The organism is Caballeronia sp. NCF2 (assembly GCF_023631205.1).
GTDB lineage: Bacteria > Pseudomonadota > Gammaproteobacteria > Burkholderiales > Burkholderiaceae > Caballeronia > Caballeronia zhejiangensis.
The window spans coordinates 1-16,588 of record NZ_JALQDN010000049.1; the positions used below are offsets into that span (position 1 = coordinate 1).

At 63.2% G+C, this 16,588-nt stretch carries 16 protein-coding genes; 11 read left to right on the forward strand and 5 right to left on the reverse strand.

The annotated features are described in order from the left end of the window. Positions 1-709 precede the first annotated feature (709 nt). The 3 genes from hydA to NCS02_RS16030 all read left to right on the forward strand — a co-directional run bounded on the left by hydA (position 710) and on the right by NCS02_RS16030 (position 3,452). Entirely contained in the window at positions 710-2,173 is a 1,464-nt protein-coding gene (hydA, locus tag NCS02_RS16020) for a dihydropyrimidinase (RefSeq protein ID WP_250502879.1), read from the forward strand. A gap of 129 nt (positions 2,174-2,302) precedes the next feature. Next, positions 2,303-3,067, forward strand: a complete 765-nt coding sequence (locus NCS02_RS16025) for a CDP-diacylglycerol diphosphatase (protein ID WP_250523229.1) — start codon at positions 2,303-2,305, stop codon at positions 3,065-3,067. 109 nt (positions 3,068-3,176) lie between these two features. Further along, entirely contained in the window at positions 3,177-3,452 is a 276-nt protein-coding gene (locus tag NCS02_RS16030; RefSeq protein WP_034471857.1) for a BrnT family toxin, read from the forward strand. A 166-nt stretch (positions 3,453-3,618) separates the two neighbouring features. On the opposite strand, the gene NCS02_RS16035 is transcribed toward NCS02_RS16030, so the two are convergent. The 3 genes from NCS02_RS16035 to NCS02_RS16045 form a co-directional block, all read right to left on the reverse strand. Continuing rightward, positions 3,619-3,951, reverse strand: coding sequence for a hypothetical protein (locus NCS02_RS16035; RefSeq protein WP_008353709.1), 333 nt, complete (start codon positions 3,949-3,951; stop codon positions 3,619-3,621). A 94-nt stretch (positions 3,952-4,045) separates the two neighbouring features. Further along, a complete protein-coding gene (locus tag NCS02_RS16040; protein ID WP_409014153.1) occupies positions 4,046-5,329 on the reverse strand; it encodes an aspartate carbamoyltransferase in 1,284 nt (427 codons plus the stop codon). Between the two features lie 39 nt (positions 5,330-5,368). Continuing rightward, positions 5,369-5,788 carry a secondary thiamine-phosphate synthase enzyme YjbQ gene (locus tag NCS02_RS16045; protein ID WP_250502880.1) on the reverse strand — a complete coding sequence of 140 codons (420 nt, stop codon included), beginning with the start codon at positions 5,786-5,788 and terminating at the stop codon, positions 5,369-5,371. 124 nt (positions 5,789-5,912) lie between these two features. Between NCS02_RS16045 and NCS02_RS16050 the strand changes: the two genes are divergently transcribed. The 3 genes from NCS02_RS16050 to NCS02_RS16060 all read left to right on the forward strand — a co-directional run bounded on the left by NCS02_RS16050 (position 5,913) and on the right by NCS02_RS16060 (position 8,653). After that, complete coding sequence (locus NCS02_RS16050) at positions 5,913-6,395, forward strand: BON domain-containing protein (protein WP_250435612.1); 483 nt, start codon at positions 5,913-5,915, stop codon at positions 6,393-6,395. A 76-nt stretch (positions 6,396-6,471) separates the two neighbouring features. Next, positions 6,472-7,854 carry an NfeD family protein gene (locus NCS02_RS16055; RefSeq protein ID WP_502800881.1) on the forward strand — a complete coding sequence of 461 codons (1,383 nt, stop codon included), beginning with the start codon at positions 6,472-6,474 and terminating at the stop codon, positions 7,852-7,854. Between the two features lie 25 nt (positions 7,855-7,879). Then, entirely contained in the window at positions 7,880-8,653 is a 774-nt protein-coding gene (locus tag NCS02_RS16060) for a slipin family protein (protein ID WP_175979171.1), read from the forward strand. Here NCS02_RS16060 and NCS02_RS16065 read toward each other — a convergent pair. Beyond that, the gene (locus NCS02_RS16065) at positions 8,650-9,186 is read right to left on the reverse strand and encodes a carboxymuconolactone decarboxylase family protein (protein WP_008353697.1); all 537 of its coding nucleotides are present in this window, start codon (positions 9,184-9,186) and stop codon (positions 8,650-8,652) included. The genes NCS02_RS16060 and NCS02_RS16065 overlap by 4 nt on opposite strands. Before the next feature lie 175 nt (positions 9,187-9,361). Between NCS02_RS16065 and NCS02_RS16070 the strand changes: the two genes are divergently transcribed. The 5 genes from NCS02_RS16070 to NCS02_RS16090 all read left to right on the forward strand — a co-directional run bounded on the left by NCS02_RS16070 (position 9,362) and on the right by NCS02_RS16090 (position 15,071). Further along, entirely contained in the window at positions 9,362-10,300 is a 939-nt protein-coding gene (locus tag NCS02_RS16070) for a LysR family transcriptional regulator (RefSeq protein ID WP_250502894.1), read from the forward strand. Positions 10,301-10,456: 156 nt separating this feature from the next. Next, on the forward strand, positions 10,457-11,548 hold the full coding sequence (locus NCS02_RS16075) for an HlyD family secretion protein (protein WP_250502882.1): 1,092 nt from the start codon (positions 10,457-10,459) through the stop codon (positions 11,546-11,548). 11 nt (positions 11,549-11,559) lie between these two features. Next, the gene (locus tag NCS02_RS16080) at positions 11,560-13,134 is read left to right on the forward strand and encodes a DHA2 family efflux MFS transporter permease subunit (RefSeq protein WP_250523230.1); all 1,575 of its coding nucleotides are present in this window, start codon (positions 11,560-11,562) and stop codon (positions 13,132-13,134) included. A gap of 27 nt (positions 13,135-13,161) precedes the next feature. Beyond that, positions 13,162-14,625, forward strand: a complete 1,464-nt coding sequence (locus tag NCS02_RS16085; RefSeq protein ID WP_250523231.1) for an efflux transporter outer membrane subunit — start codon at positions 13,162-13,164, stop codon at positions 14,623-14,625. Next, positions 14,622-15,071 carry a PaaI family thioesterase gene (locus NCS02_RS16090; RefSeq protein WP_008353692.1) on the forward strand — a complete coding sequence of 150 codons (450 nt, stop codon included), beginning with the start codon at positions 14,622-14,624 and terminating at the stop codon, positions 15,069-15,071. The genes NCS02_RS16085 and NCS02_RS16090 overlap by 4 nt, the downstream gene beginning before the upstream one ends. A gap of 54 nt (positions 15,072-15,125) precedes the next feature. Here NCS02_RS16090 and aptA read toward each other — a convergent pair whose 3' ends face one another. Further along, the gene (aptA, locus tag NCS02_RS16095) at positions 15,126-16,454 is read right to left on the reverse strand and encodes an omega-aminotransferase AptA (protein ID WP_250502884.1); all 1,329 of its coding nucleotides are present in this window, start codon (positions 16,452-16,454) and stop codon (positions 15,126-15,128) included. Positions 16,455-16,588: the final 134 nt, after the last annotated feature.

The following is a 16,588-nucleotide window of genomic DNA, read 5'->3' on the forward strand; positions in this document are numbered from 1 at the left end:
GCTGTGAGCCCATGTAACACAAACGGGCTACCGCTTCGAGCGAACGGGAGAGATCAGCTTCCGGACGCCAGATTCAATATACAAGTAACCAAAGAAAGCAGCTTCCGATACGCCCGCGGTCACACGCAATTTGGGTAGTTCTCTCGTTGCAGATGGCACTCGCCTAAAGAGTGCCATCGAAGGACTAACCGGGCTTGGATCGCGCACGGTCTGACAAGCTAGTTTTCCAAGGGCGCTGGATCAGCACGAAACAGCTTCGGCACAGCGCTACGCGCTGCCGCCGGGTCTGCAAGGGAAACCAACGTGAGGAACACGCGGCGTGGTCAGAGGGAAGGGTAAGTAGAGAAGCACTCGCGGACCCGATTGGCCGTTCGGCCGCGAAGCGGGCTGGAGCTATTTGGTGCTGAACCAGTTTGTTGTGTGGTGCGATGACACAGACCGTGCGCGAGCCAAGCCCGATGGGGCCTATGAGGGCACTCTTTAGGCAGCCCACGATGGACGAGAGGACTACCCAAATTGCGTGTGACCGCGGGCGTATCGGGAGCTGCTTTCTTTGCTTACTTTCTTTGCAGCAGCAAAGAAAGTGAGTGCCGCCCCGCACAGGGGCAGTGCTAATAGACCGACACGAACAAAGGATTTCACGAGAGCGGAAGCGAACAAGCAACGCAACGCAACGCAACGCAACGACAACCCCCGGAGGGACACTTCAATGCCAACATTGATCCGCGGCGGCACCATCATCGACGCTGACCGCACCTACCGCGCCGATATTCTCTGCGCAGACCCGCAAGCCGGTGGCACGATCCTGGCGATAGGCCTCGACATAGAGGCACCGGCCGATACGCACACCATAGACGCCGGCGGTCAGTACGTCATGCCGGGCGGCATCGATCCGCACACGCACATGGAACTGCCCTTCATGGGCACCACCGCGAGCGACGATTTCTATACCGGCACCGCAGCGGGATTGTCAGGCGGCACGACGAGTATCATCGACTTCGTGATTCCGAGCCCGAAGCAACCACTCATGGATGCGTTCAAAGAATGGCGCGGCTGGGCTGAGAAAGCATCGGCGGACTACGGCTTTCACGTCGCGGTGACGTGGTGGGACGAGTCGGTGCATCGCGACATGGGCCTGCTCGTTCACGAACACGGTGTGTCGAGCTTCAAGCACTTCATGGCCTACAAAAACGCAATCATGGCCGACGACGAAGTGCTCGTGAACAGCTTCACGCGCTCGCTTGAACTCGGCGCGCTGCCGACCGTGCACGCGGAAAACGGCGAGCTCGTCTTTCAGTTGCAGAAGCAACTACTTGCGAAAGGCTTCAGGGGACCGGAGGCGCATCCGTTGTCGCGTCCGCCCGAAGTGGAAGGCGAGGCGGCCAATCGCGCGATCCGCATCGCGCAAGTGCTCGGCGTGCCGCTCTATATCGTGCATGTGTCGGCGAAAGATGCAGTCGATGTCATCGCCAAGGCGCGCAACGAAGGACTGCGCGTATTCGGTGAAGTGTTGCCGGGCCATCTGGTGATCGATGAATCGGTGTATCGCGATCCCGACTGGACGCGCGCCGCCGCGCACGTGATGAGCCCGCCGTTTCGCACGAGCGAGCACCGCGAAGCATTGTGGCACGGGCTGCAATCGGGACAGCTTCATACGACGGCGACGGATCATTGCGTGTTCTGCGCATCGCAGAAGGCGATGGGCCGCGAGGACTTCACGAAGATCCCCAACGGTTGCGGCGGCGTGGAAGATCGCATGTCGGTGCTGTGGCATCACGGCGTCAACATGGGACGTCTCACGCCGAACGAATTCGTGCGCGTGACATCGACGAACGCGGCGCAAATCTTCAATCTCTATCCGCGAAAGGGGGCGGTGCAGATAGGCGCGGACGCAGATCTCGTCGTATGGGATCCGAACGCGACCCGCACGATCTCCGTAAAGGCGCATCATCAAAAGGTCGATTTCAACGTCTTCGAAGGCATGCAAGTGCAGGGCGTCGCGACGCACACGCTCACGCGCGGCGCGCTCGCGTGGACCGACGGCGATCTGCGCGCGGAACGCGGCGCGGGACAGTATCTGAAGCGTCCGCCGAACGCGTCGTACTTCGAGGCGGCGCGCGTCGCCAACAAGCTGAAGGAACCGCATCCCGTGAATCGCGCTGAGTCGGCTTGATTTGCGCATCGGTCGACGAAGCTCCGCGTTGCATTCGACGCGGAGTTTTGTCACGTTTCGCGGCGTGGTCACGCGCCTGCAAGCATAATCCGGCAGGCTATCGATTTTTTGCGCCGCCCGATCATGCCGATGAAAATCACAAAGAAGCTACGCCGCCTCGCCGCGCCAGGTTTGCTCTGTCTGCCGCTCGCGTGCGCGGCAAATCCCAACGCGCTGTGGGAAATCGTCCACGACTACTGCGAGCCCGCCGCCGAGGGCGCGCAGGTCCGGCAGAAATGCGCGGACGTGAATCTGGCGGGCGGCTATGCGGTGCTGAAGGATATCGTCGGCGCCGCGCAGTATCTGCTGATTCCGACCGCGCGCGTGAGCGGCATCGAAAGTCCCGAACTGCTCGAGCCCCACGCGCCGAAATACTTTCGCGACGCATGGAATGCGCGCGGCTATGTCTTTCGCGCGTTGCGCCGGACGCTGCCGCGCGACGAAATTTCGCTCGCGATCAACTCGGCAAGCGGGCGCACGCAGAATCAATTGCACATTCATATCGACTGTCTCGCGTCGGATGTCGCCCAGACGCTGCGCGAACTGGGACCGGGCATCGGCACGGCGTGGAAGCCGCTGCCGGTGAGATTGCGCGGCCATGTGTACAGCGCGATGCGTATCGATGATGCTGATCTCGCGCATACGGATCCCTTCAAGCTCGTCGCGCCCTATGCCGCAAGCCGCGGCCAGACCATGGGCGAACAGACGCTGCTGCTCGTCGGCGCCGTGCGTGGCGATGGCGTGCATGCGTTCTTTCTTCTCAACGATCACGTTCAGCCAGGCAACTGGGCGTCATCCGAAGAGCTGCAGGATCATACGTGCTCGTTGGCCAATCGGTCTATAGAAAAGCCGTGAGGTTTTCAGAAGAATGAAGTGACGCAAATCGTTCGGAGTTCGGATGAATCGCAATCCGCAAATCAGAACTTTCGCGCCTTGTCACTTCTACTTCTGGGAACCACAATGAATGCACTTCGACATCACCTTTGACCCGTTGAAGGACGCGATCAATCGGCTTCAGCATGGTGTGTCGCTGGAGCTTGCGAGGGAGATTGCGTGGGACGATGTCGCGCCGAAGGTTGATGGTCGTCGCGACTATGGAGAGGTACGCGAAGTCAATTTCGCGCCCATTCGAGGCTTCATGTTTTGCGTAGTGTTCACGCAGAGAAGCGAAACGCGGCGCATCATCAGTTTGCGCCGCGCCAACAGAAGAGAGATAAATCGGTATGCAACAAACGTATAAAGGGTTCATCCTTCCTACGCCCGAGGAAGAGGCGGCGATTCAGCGCGGCATCGAACTCGATCCGGATACGTGGAATCTGTCCTACGAAGAGTTTGAGCGACTGGAATCATCCGCCGCTTATCATCGTCGGCAGTCGATGTCTGGCGAGCTTCCGGCCGCATGACCCTCACCCCGCGTCGCGCGTGTTCATCCGATGCGCAAACACACGCGGCGCAATCCCTTCGACACGCGCTTCCGGCAACACGCGCTTCAACGTTCGCAAGGTGAACGCAAGGTCTTCGCTAGCAGTATCGAATTCGAGCCGCAGTTCGCAACCTTCACGCTGCGCCTGACTCACGTAGATGCCAAGCGGCGAATGAAACAACGCGCGTATGCGTTCCCGCGACGCTTCGCTATCCGCGAAATGCGCAAGCGCCAGAACCCGCACACGTTGACATGCACCTAACCCATCATCCTGCAATTTTCGACGGCTGACCGCCCACGCAAGCGACATATCCATGGCCGTTGCTCCATCACGTTTCCCTTGTGTAGAAGGATAGGGCGGCTCGCGTCAACGTCGCGCAAAGACACGTGCGCCGCGTGTAAAAAACGTATCAATCGAAGCCATGAAAGACCGCATCGTCCGGACCGATGGAAGCAGGCGACTTCCATGCCGCATCGCGCATCGAGTGACGCACCTGATGCTCGACGCCGAGCAGCACCGCGAAAATCGCCATGCGAACCGCAATGCCGTTGTCGGTCTGACGGAAGATCGCGAGGCGCGAGTCGTGATTCAGATCGGTGGCGAGATCGTTCGCACCGGGGCGGCTGTCGCGCGGCAGCGGATGCATGATGAGCGTGTCGCGTCCGCATACATCGTCGACGAGCGCCTGGTTGATCTGGAAATCCGGCGTATAGCCTTCGATGGACTCATCGGCGAAACGCTCTTTCTGGATGCGCGTCGCGTAGACCACGTCGGCGCCCGCGAGTCCCGCGCGCAAGTCGCTCGTCTGTTCGATCACATGATCGCCGCGCGCGATGCGCTCGATGATATGCGCCGGCATCTCCAGCGAACCCGGCGACACGAGCGTGAACTTCAGCCCCTTGTAAAGCGAGAGCAGCTTGGCGAGCGAATGCACGGTGCGGCCGTACTTGAGATCGCCGACCATCGCGATATGCGCCCCATCGACGATCTTTCCGAGACGCGAAAACTCGCGCTGGATCGTATACAGATCGAGCAGCGCCTGACTCGGATGCTCGCCGGGGCCGTCGCCGGCATTGATGACGGGAATGTTCGTCGCGCGCGCGAATTCCGCGACGGAGCCCTGCTCCGGATGCCGCACGACAATCGCGTCGGCGTATCCGCTGATGACGCGGCTCGTGTCGTAGATCGACTCGCCTTTCGCCATCGAGGAAAAGGTGAAGCCGGTCGTGTCGCACACGGAGCCGCCGAGGCGCGCGAACGCCGCGCCGAAACTCACGCGCGTGCGCGTGCTGGCCTCGAAGAACAGATTTGCAAGCACCGCGCCTTCGAGCACGCGCGTGATTTTCTTGCGCCGCGCGATGGGCTGCATCATGTCGGCCGTGCGGAACAGCGCTTCAGCCGAGTCGCGCGAAAACTGGTCGATCGAAAGCAATTGCGGCCGGCCTTCGAAGTCGATGGCCAAATGTGCGCTTTGCGTATATGGGCCACCTTCCGGCAAACCGCCGAGAATCTCGCCGACATAGCGCGCGGCGATCTCCGGCATCGCGCGCGACTCCGGCGATTCGTCCGGCAGCAACCATGTGTCCAACGCACGCCGCGACACGCCGATGCGCGATGCGAACGCGTCGCGCGTCATGTTCAGACGCCGCATCGCATCGCGAAGAATCGTCTGCTGCTGAAGTTCCTGAGTCACCGTCACCGCTCCCGAAATATACGCGGTGCGTATATTAGGTCACTCGCCGATCAGATGCAAGACGAGTTCGCGCTGATGCTGCGCCGTCCGGTGCTCGAACACGTAGATGCCCTGCCAAGTGCCGAGCACCATCCGGCCAGCCTCGACGGGAATCGAAAGCTGCACCGTGGTCAGCGCGGTGCGCAGATGCGCGGGCATGTCGTCGGGGCCTTCGGTGTCGTGCACGTAGCGGCCGGGCGCTTCGGGCGCGACCGACTCGAAATAGCGTTCGAGATCCACGCGCACGTCGGGGTCGGCGTTCTCCTGAATCAGCAACGATGCCGACGTATGCCGGCAAAACAGCGTGAGCACGCCAGTGCGGATGTCCTGAAGGTCGATCCAGTGATCGACGTCGCGGGTGACTTCGTGCAGGCCGCGCGAGCCTGTCGCGACCGTCAGATGGTGGAGTGCCTGTTTCATGTCGGTCTCGGTGCGAGGAATGGGCGGTGCGCCACATCGTGAGTTTACCGACTTCCCGCGTGGCGTTCGATTCGACGCGATGAACTATGCTGTCTGGACGATGGCTCCACGAAAGGCGCGCACGATGACACGAAACGCGGCTTACGGAACGCTCGCGCTGGCGGCTGTGCTCGCCGCGGCCCCGTACGGGACACACGCCGAAGAAAGGCGCGAGAACCGCGGCAACGATCCGTTTCTGCACGTTTCGAGCGCCATCGCCGATTGCGCCGCTCCGCGCGGCCCGTTCGAAACGCATCAGGAATGGCTCGACGAAGCGCATTACCGCATCGAACGCGGCAATAGCTGCTGGATCGCGGGGCGCTGCCGGCTCGCCAACAGCTACGACTACGACAAGGAAATCGCCGAAAGCGTGACGCGGCGCCTGAATTCGCTCAACGCCTCGCTGCAGTGGCGCGAGAAAACGAGTTTGTGGCTCACGTTGCAGCGCCGCTTCATCTATCTCGACGGCTGCGTGTCGGGCGACTTCGACACGGCGCGCTTCGTGAAAGAGCTCGGCGAAACGGCCGATGTCGAAAAGGTCATCGACCGAACGACGCGCCGGCCGTGATCTCGCAATTGACCTAAGCTAAAAGAGAGACCAAACACGAGGAACCGCCGCGCATATGCGCGTCCGGCTTTCGCCGATGAAAACGAACTTCGCTGACTGGCTGTGCAGACGCGTGCGCCACGCGCTGCTGCTGATGGCGTTCGCCCTCGTGCCGATGAGCGCCGTAGCCGCCGTGGCGGCGCCCGTCGTCGTGATTCCGCTGAAGGGCGCGATCGGGCCGGCGAGCGCGGATTACGTCGTGCGCTCGCTCGCCCGCGCCGCAGACGAGCACGCGCAACTCGTCGTGCTCGAACTCGACACGCCCGGCGGCCTCGATCTCTCGATGCGCTCGATCATTCAGGCGATGCTCGCGTCGCCGGTGCCGGTCGCCGCGTTCATCGCGCCGAGCGGGGCGCGCGCTGCGAGCGCGGGCACGTACATCACGTACGCGAGCCATATCGCCGCGATGGCGCCCGGCACGAATCTGGGCGCGGCGTCGCCGGTGCAGCTTGGCATCGGCGGATCGGAGCGCGAGGGCAAGGCGGCGTCAAACGCAGACGCGCAATCGACCGAAACGCGCAAGCAGATGCAGGACGCCGCCGCCTACATCCGCGGCCTCGCGCAACTGCGCGGACGCAACGTGCAATGGGCCGAGCGCGCGGTGCGCGAGGCGGTCGCGTTATCGGCGACGGAAGCGCTGGAGCAGGAGGTCATCGACGTGACCGCCAACGACGTTCCCGACCTGCTCGCGAAACTCGACGGCCGTCATGTCAAAACCGCGAGCGGCGATCGCGTTCTCGCGACGAAACAGGCGCCGCTCGTCGTGCTGCAACCCGACTGGCGCAGCCGCTTTCTCGCGACGATCACCGACCCGAGCGTCGCGCTCATCCTGATGATGATCGGCATGTACGGCCTCTTCTTCGAGTTCGCGAATCCGGGCATGGTGCTGCCGGGCGTCGCGGGCGCGATCTGCCTGCTCGTCGGATTGTTCGCTTTGCAACTATTGCCGATCAGTTTCGTCGGACTCGGATTGATCGTGCTCGGCATGGGCTTTCTCGTCGCGGAAATGTTTCTGCCGACATTCGGCTCGCTCGGCATCGGCGGAATCATCGCGTTCGCGATCGGCGCGCTCATGCTGATCGATACCGACGTTCCCGGCTTCGGCATTCCGGTCGGGCTCGTTGCCGGGCTCGCGCTCTTCACGGCGCTCTTCGTGTTCACCGTGTCGGGCGTCGCGTTGAAAGCGCGCAAGCGGCCCGTCGTGAGCGGCGGCGAAGCGATGCTCGGCACCATCGGCGTGATGCTGGCGCACGAATCCGGCAGCGGTTGGGCGCGCGTGCAGGGCGAACGCTGGCGCGTGCAGGCGGACGCGCCGCGAGCGTTGCCGCAAGAAGGCGCGCGCGTGCGGGTGATTTCGCGCCACGGTCTCACGCTGACCGTCGAGCCGCTCGAAGGCGAACGCGAGGCGGGCCATTCCTGAACACATCGACAACGAGGCTTGAAAAATGGGGCTTACCTTCGGTTTCAGCGGCATTGTCATTGCGTTCGTCATCTTCATCGTCGCGTCGGCGGTGCGTATTTTTCGCGAGTACGAGCGCGGCGTCGTGTTCATGCTCGGGCGCTTCTGGAAGGTGAAAGGGCCGGGGCTCGTGCTCATCATTCCGGTCGTGCAGCAGGTCGTGCGAATGGACTTGCGCACCGTCGTGTTCGACGTGCCGCCGCAGGACGTCATCACGCGCGACAACGTGTCGGTGAAGGTGAATGCGGTCGTGTACTTTCGCGTCGTCGATCCGGAGAAGGCGGTGATTCAGGTCGCGCGTTTTCTCGAAGCAACGAGCCAGCTCGCACAAACGACGTTGCGCGCGATTCTCGGCAAGCACGAGCTCGACGAGTTGCTGTCCGAGCGCGAGCGCCTCAATACCGACATCCAGCGCGTGCTCGATTCGCAGACGGACGCATGGGGCATCAAGGTATCGAACGTCGAGATCAAGGACGTCGACATCAACGAAACGATGATCCGCGCGATCGCCCGCCAGGCCGAAGCGGAGCGCGAGCGGCGCGCGAAGATCATCCATGCGGAAGGCGAGTTGCAGGCATCGGAGAAGCTGCTGCAAGCGGCGCAGATGCTCGCGCAGCAGCCGCAGGCGATGCAGTTGCGCTATCTGCAAACGCTCACGTCGATCGCCGGCGACAAGAACTCGACGATCGTCTTTCCGGTGCCGGTCGATCTCGTGAGTTCCGTCATCGACCGGCTGACCAAAGGCTCGACGCAAACTTAGACGAGAGCAGGGAAGTCGATCACCGTGTCGTTCACGCGGTTCACGAGGTTCGTGAAATTGATGACGCTCATCGCAAACAGCGTGTCGATGACTTGCGCTTCCGAATAGCCCGCTTCGCGCACTTCGGTAAGACGCGCCGCGTCGATCGTGCCGGTCGTGCCCGCGACATGCCGCACGAAGCGCACGAGCGCATCGCGCTTTGCATTGCCGGTCGCTTCGCCCGCGCGAATTTGCTGCGTTTCCTTCTGCGACAGCCCGACCATCTTGCCGACGAGCGTATGCGCGGCGGCACAGTAATCACAGCCCGCGAGTTCGCTGACGGCGAGCTTGATCGCTTCGACATCGGCCTTGTCGAGGCTGCTCTTCGCGAGAATCGCATCGCCGTTGAGCGCTGCGCCGAGCGCGGCCGGGCTATGCGTGCCGATGGTCGCGTAAGCGTTCGGCACCTTGCCCGCGGCCTTCTTGATCGCGGCGAAAAGATCGGCGGTGACGCCCGTTGCTTCGTTGACGTTGATTTGGGAAAGACGTGACATGGTGTGCTCCTTCGTTCGGTGGTTGGCCATGTGGATGGCATGGGTTGAACTTTAGGCGCGTGCGTCTTTCGCGTGAATGCTCGCGCGGCTCGTAAAACCGCGCGATCGTCTCATCGTGCGAATGCGGCGGCTTCGTGCCATGATCGGGGCTTCCGCACGCATCGCGAACGCGCACATGGACTATCTGACGAGCCTGAAGGTGTTTTGCACGGTGGTCGAAGCGAAGAGCTTCGCGCGTGCGGCCGACATACTCGGCTTGTCGCCGCCCGTCGTATCGCGTGCCATCGCCGGCCTCGAAGACCGCCTCGGCAGCCGGCTCTTCAATCGCACGACGCGGCAGATCTCGCTGACGGAAACCGCCGAGCGCTTCTTCGCCGACTGCTCGCGTCTGCTCGACGAATTGCAGGCGATGGAAGAGCGCGCGTCGAACCGCGCGAGCGAAGCGACCGGCCTGTTGCGGCTCGTCTCGCACACGACCGTGATGATGAGCCGCTACGCGCCGCTCGTCGCGAGCTTCAGGCGCGCGCATCCGCATGTGCGCCTCGACGTGACGCTGACGGAGCGACCCATCGATCTCGTCGGCGAAGGCTACGATCTCGCCATCGTGCTGCCTTTCATGCTATCGACCGATACCGCCGTCACGCGCCTGCTGGAAACCATTCCGCTCGTGCTCGTCGCGAGCCCCGCGTATCTCGCGCAACGTCCCGCGCCGCGCCATCCGTCCGAACTCGCCGATCATGTGTTCGTGCCGATGTCGCCGTCGATCCGCAAGCCGGCGCTCACGTTCCGCATCGGCGGCGAGGAACTGCGCGTGCCGCTCAGTCACGACATCACGTCGAACAGTGCGGTGTTCAATCGCGAGATGGCCTTGCAGGGCTTCGGCATCGGCGTGTTGCCGACGGCGCTCGTGGCCGACGAGGTCGCGTCGGGGCGGCTCGTCACGCTGCTCGACGCCTACGAGCGCGTCGATTCCGCGATCGAAATCCGGATCGCGTACAGCACGCGCGCGCTGTTGCCGGCCAAGGTGCGCGCGTTCGTCGAGCATGCCGTGCGCTTCTGCGCCGACGAGAGCCTGCGTCCCGACGCGCCGGCAAACCGTCTTCGCGCCTTGTAGCACAAGGCTCGGCGCGATTCTTTCCGTCTGCGTCATTCATTCATGCGCGCCGTGACGGTTGACTTGGTGCATATGCACAACTAGTCTTCCGGGCTATGACGGGCAATGGATTCAGGCCTTCCTTCAAACTTAATTGTGCATATGCACTTATCGCAAATGACGACTCCTACGACGAATATTCCTTCGGTAGCGGCGCCGGCGCTCGCGCGGCCCACGCGCAAGATTCCCTGGATGCTGCTCGCGCTTGGCCTGGTCGGGCTCGTGCTGATCGCGGCGGCGACGTACTGGGCGCTCGTGCTGCGCTTCATTCAGACGACCGACGATGCCTACGTCGGCGGCGATGTCACCGTGCTCGCGCCGAAGGTGAACGGTTTCGTCACCGACGTGCTCGTGCAGGACAATCAGCCCGTTAAGGCGGGGCAAGTGCTGATCCGCCTCGACGCCCGCGACTACGATGCGCGCCTCGCTCAAGCCGACGCCGAATTGTCGGGCGCGCGCGCGGCGGTGGTCGAGTTGCAGGCGAAGGACGCGCTGCAGGCGGCCGTCATCAACCAGCAGCAGGCGGAAGTGCGCGCGTCGTCGGCGGAACTCACGCGCACCGGGCAGGACCGTTCGCGCTATCGCCAACTCGTGAAGGACGATGCGGTGTCGAACCAGATCGTCGAGCGCGCGGACGCGGACTACACGAAGGCGCAGGCGGCGGTGGATCGCAGCGGCGCGTCGCTCGTCGCGGCCAAGCGTCAGTTGAGCGTGATCGAAGCGCAGATCGCCGATGCGCAGGCGCGCGTCGCGACAGCGGAAGCGGCACGTCGTGTCGCGGAGCTGAACGTCGAATACACGACGATCCGCTCGCCGGTCGATGGCTATGTCGGCAATCGCACGGCGCGCGTGGGCGTGCTCGCGAACGTGGGCACATCGCTGCTGACCATCGTTCCGTCGACGGGCCTTTGGGTCGATGCGAACTTCAAGGAAGATCAGTTGAAGAAGATGCGCGCGGGCGACGAAGCCGACGTCGAACTCGACGCATCGAGCGTGCCGCTCACCGGTCACGTCGAAAGTCTCGCGCCCGCGACCGGCGCGACCTTCAGCGTGCTGCCCGCCGAGAACGCGACGGGCAACTTCACGAAGATCGTGCAGCGGGTGCCGGTTCGCATCCGCCTCGATGTGCCGAAGGGCATGGAAACGGTGCTGCGTCCGGGCTTGTCGGCGACGGTGAAGGTGCATCTCGCGAAGCAGTCGAACGGCTGAGGAGCGCGGCGATGACACACACCATTCCTTCCGATCCCGCGAGCCAGCCGATACGGCAACGCGTGTTCGCCTTCGCGCTGATGTGCCTCGGCTTCTTCATGGCGACGCTCGATATCCAGATCGTCGCGTCGTCGCTCAAGGATATCGGCGGCGGATTGTCGGCGAGCCAGGACGAGCTGTCGTGGGTGCAGACGTCGTATCTGATCGCCGAAATTCTGGTCATTCCGATGTCGGGCTGGCTCTCGAAAGTGTTCTCCACGCGCTGGCTGTTCGTCGCATCGGCAATCGGCTTCACGCTCACGAGCATGTTGTGCGGCATGGCGTGGGACATCAATTCGATGATCCTCTTTCGCGGACTGCAAGGCGCGCTCGGCGCCGCGATGATCCCGACCGTCTTCACGACCGCCTTCGTGCTGTTCCCCGGCAAGCAGCGATTGATTGCATCTACAACTATCGGCGCGCTGGCGTCGCTCGCGCCCGCAGTCGGACCGGTGATCGGCGGATGGATCACCGATCAATGGTCGTGGCACTGGCTCTTCTATCTGAACGTGGTGCCGGGTCTCGTCGTCGGGTTGCTCGTGCCGAAGTACGTGCACGTCGACGAGCCCAATGTTTCGCTGCTGAAGAAGGGCGATTACATCGGCATCGTGCTGATGTCGGGCTTTCTCGGCTGTCTGGAATACGTGCTCGAAGAAGGGCCGCGCAAGAACTGGTTCGGCGACGACGTCATCATCGTCTGTGCGTGGATTTCGGGGATCTGCGGCTTCCTGTTCCTCGTGCATGCGTTCACGGCGAAGGATCCGATCGTCGATCTGCGTGCGCTCGCGGTGCGCAACTTCGCGATCGGCAGTCTGCTTTCGTTCGTGACGGGCATCGGCATCTTCGTGTCGGTGTTTCTGACGCCCGTGTTCCTCGCGCGCGTGCGTGGCTTCGAATCGCTGCATACGGGTCTCGCGCTGCTTTCCGTCGGCTGTTTTCAACTGCTTTCCATCGGCGTGTACGGGTTCGCGTCGCGCTTCATCGACATGCGCGTGCTGCTCGCATTCGGTCTGATCTGCTTCGGCGCGGGCTGTTACTTCTATACGCCGCTGACGCACGACTGGGGCTGGCAACAGTTCCTGCTGCCGCAGGCGCTGCGCGGCATCGGCCAGCAATTCGCGGTACCGCCCATCGTGACGATGGCGCTCGGTTCGCTTCCGCCATCGCGGCTCAAATCGGCGAGCGGGCTGTTCAATCTGATGCGCAATCTCGGCGGCGCAATCGGCATCGCGGTGAGCGCGACGATGCTCAACGATCGCCTCAATCTGCATTACCTGCATCTGAACGAGAGCGTGACGATTGGTCGGCCGGTCGTCGACGACATGATCGCGCGCAGTTCGGCGCATCTCGCTTCCGTCGCCGGCGATGCGTTGAACGCGTCGCAAGCGGGGCTGGCATCGCTGCACGCGCTCGTGATGCGCGAGGCGCTCGTGCTGACCTTCGCCGATTGCTTCTACGTGCTCGCGCTGTGTTTCCTCTTCGGCCTGATGACGGTGATGTTCGCCAAGCCGATCACGAGCGCGCCGCCTTCGTCCGACGCGCATTGAACCGGGCCTTATCTGGATGCTTCGATCATGAAGAAACTTCTCGTCGCAATACTTTCCGGCGTGACCGCGCTGACGCTCGCCGCGTGCGCGGTGCAGCCCGCCACGCACGCCGATCTTCCCGCGACGGTCAACGCGACCGCGCCCACGGACTGGAGCGTCGATGTGCCGAGACAGGCCGTCGATCCCGCTGCATGGTGGAATCAGTTCAACGATCCGGTGATGCATGAACTCGTCGCGTCGGTGCTGAACGATAACCTCGATGTTCAAGCCGCCGTCGAGCGCGTGAAGCAGGCGCAAGCGCTCACGACGCAACGCCGCGCGGCCTTGCTCCCGCAACTGGATGCGAGCGCGGGCGGCGCGTACACGCGGCAGAACACGCCGCCGCCGCTCGGCTATGTGAAGCAGGCGGGCTTCGGCCTCGCGCTGAGCTGGACGCCGGACGTGTTCGGCGGCGAGCGGCTGGAACTGCTGGCATCGCAGGCGCAGCTCGTCGGCCGCGAACACGCCGCGGATCAGATCAGGCTCGCGCTCGCCGCGGATACGGCCGCTGCGTATGTCGACCTTCGCTGGGCGCAGGCGGAATCGAAGATCCTGCAAGACAATCTGCAGATTCGCGAACGCGCGTTGAAACTCACGCAACGACGCCTGCAATACGGTCTGTCGACTCAGCTCGATGTCGCACGTGCGCAGAATCAGTTGAGCGACCTGCAATCGCGCATCCCGCGCACGCAATCGACGATCCAGCATCAGCTGAGTCTGATCGCGGTGTATTCGGGCCGCACGCCGGAATCCATCGACAGGCTGATGCTCGTGGATGCGGGCGACGCGCCCGTGATTCCCGTTCCCGCCAGCGGCGCGCCGCAGATGTTGCCGTCCGATGCCTTGTTGCGCCGCCCCGATGTGCTCGTCGCGTATGCGACCGTTCAGCAGCGCGCGGCGGAAGTGGGCGTCGCGCGTGCCGAGCGTTATCCGAAGTTCTCGCTGCGCTTGTCGGATGGCTTGCTCGCCTCGTCGTATTTCGGCTTGCCGACGCTGACCGATAACCTCTTTTCCGCCGCGCTCAACGCGACGAGCCCGATCTTCAACGCCGGACGCATCACGGCGCAGGTCGAGCAGAACGAGAGCCGGATGCGCGAGTCGGAACTGCATCTGCGTCAGACGATGCTCGAAGCGCTGAAGGATGTCGAGGATACGCGCAGCGATCTCGTCAGCACGACCGAATCGACCGCGCGTCTCACCGAAGCGCTCTCGGCATCCGGTCAATCGCTCACGCTGTCGACGCAGTTGTACAAGGGCGGCGCGGCCAGCTTTCTCGATGTGCTCGACGCGCAACAATCGTATCTGCGCGATGCCGATGCGCTGAATCAATCGAAGCGCGAACACGCGCTTGCCGCGGTGGCGCTTTATCGCTCGCTCGGCGGCGGTTGGAGCGCGACCGGCGACGACGATGCGATCAAGACCGCCAGCGATAAAACGGAGACGCCGAAATGAGTTTGATCGAAGAAACCGCCGCCGGCCTCGACGGTCTCGCGCAATTGCGCAGATTGATCGCAAGCGGGCGCAAGCCGGGCATTCTGGTATCGCTGGATTTCGATTTCATCGAAGTGGAAGCGGGCAGGGCAGTGTTCGCGGGCGTCCCCGGCGATCACGCGTATAACCCGATCGGCACCGTGCACGGCGGCTATGCGGCGACGCTGCTCGATTCCGCGTGCGGCTGCTCGGTGCATTCATGCCTGACCGCGACGCAGGCGTACACGACGCTCGAACTGAAGGTCGCGTATCACAAGGCGCTCACGCGCGACTCGGGCGTGTTGCGCGCGGAAGGACGCGTGCTGTCGATCGGACGGCGCGCCGCGTTCGCCGAAGCGACGCTCAAGGACGCGAGCGGCAGATTGTTCGCATCGGCGACATCTACGTTGCTTGTCATGGAGCGATAAAAAGCCCGGCTTTCCATCGCAGGAAGCCGGGCCGCGAGCAACCGCAAAAGCCGCTTATTTCACGCTTTCCAGCGCCTTTCGCACCGTCGCGAAGATCTGATCGATCTGATCGTCTTCGATGATGAGCGGCGGTGAGAACGCGAGGATATCGCCGGTGTAGCGCACGAGCACGCCCGCCTCGAAGCACTTGACGAACACTTCATACGCGCGCGCGCCGGGTGCGCCTTCGCGCGGATCGAGCTCGATGCCCGCGACGAGGCCAAGATTGCGAATGTCCTTCACGAACGGCGCATCGCGCAGCCCGTGTGCGGCGCTTTCGAACTTCGCGGCCTTCGATGCCGCGCGCTCGAACAGCTTGTCGCGCTGATACAGATCGAGCGTCGCGATGGCCGCTGCGGCCGCGACCGGGTGCGCCGAATAGGTGTAGCCATGGAACAGTTCGATGGCGTTGGCCGCGCCCGCGTTGACGACCGTGTCGTGCACGTTGCGATGCGCGGCGACGGCGCCCATCGGAATGGTCGCGTTGTTGATGGCCTTGGCCATCGTGATGAGGTCGGGCGTTACGCCGAAGTATTCACTGGCCGTCGCTTTACCCAAACGTCCGAAGCCGGTGATGACTTCGTCGAAGATCAGAAGAATGCCGTACTTCGTGCAGATATCGCGCAGCTTTTGCAGATAGCCTTGCGGCGGCACGAGCACGCCTGTCGAACCGGCGAGCGGCTCGACGATCACGGCGGCGATCGTCGACGGATCGTGCAGCGCGACGATGCGCTCGAGGTCATCGGCGAGATGATCGCCCCACGCGGGCTGGCCTTTCGTGAATGCGTTGTGCGCGAGATCGTGCGTATGCGGCAGATGATCGACCGACGGCAGCAGCGCGCCCGAGAACGTCTTGCGATTCGGCGCGATGCCGCCGACCGAAATGCCGCCGAAGCCGACGCCGTGATAGCCGCGCTCACGGCCGATCAGACGCGTGCGCTGGCCTTCGCCGCGCGCGCGGTGATACGCCAGCGCGATCTTGAGCGCCGTATCGACCGACTCGGAGCCCGAGTTCGTGAAGAAGATGCGGTCGAGGCCTTCGGGCATCAGGCTCGCGACTTTGGTCGCCGCTTCGAATGCGAGCGGATGGCCCATCTGGAAGGTCGGCGCGAAATCGAGCGTCGAAAGTGCCTTTTGCACCGCATCGACGATCTCGTCGCGGCAATGGCCTGCGTTCACGCACCACAGTCCGGCCGTGCCGTCGAGCACTTCGCGGCCATCGGTCGAGCGGTAGTACATGCCCTTGGCGCTGTCGAGCATGCGCGGCGCGGCCTTGAACTGGCGATTGGCGGTGAACGGCATCCAGAACGACGAGAGGTCTTCGATCACGGGGCGAGCGGTCATCACGGGGTCTCCTGAAGAAGTACGGCCACTGTATTCCCCGGCAAAATTGCAAGGCATAGACAGTTGCTTCACTGCGCTGCCAACTGTGCTGGCAGAATGCTGCAAACTGTATTGGCCGGCGGACTTTCTCCGCG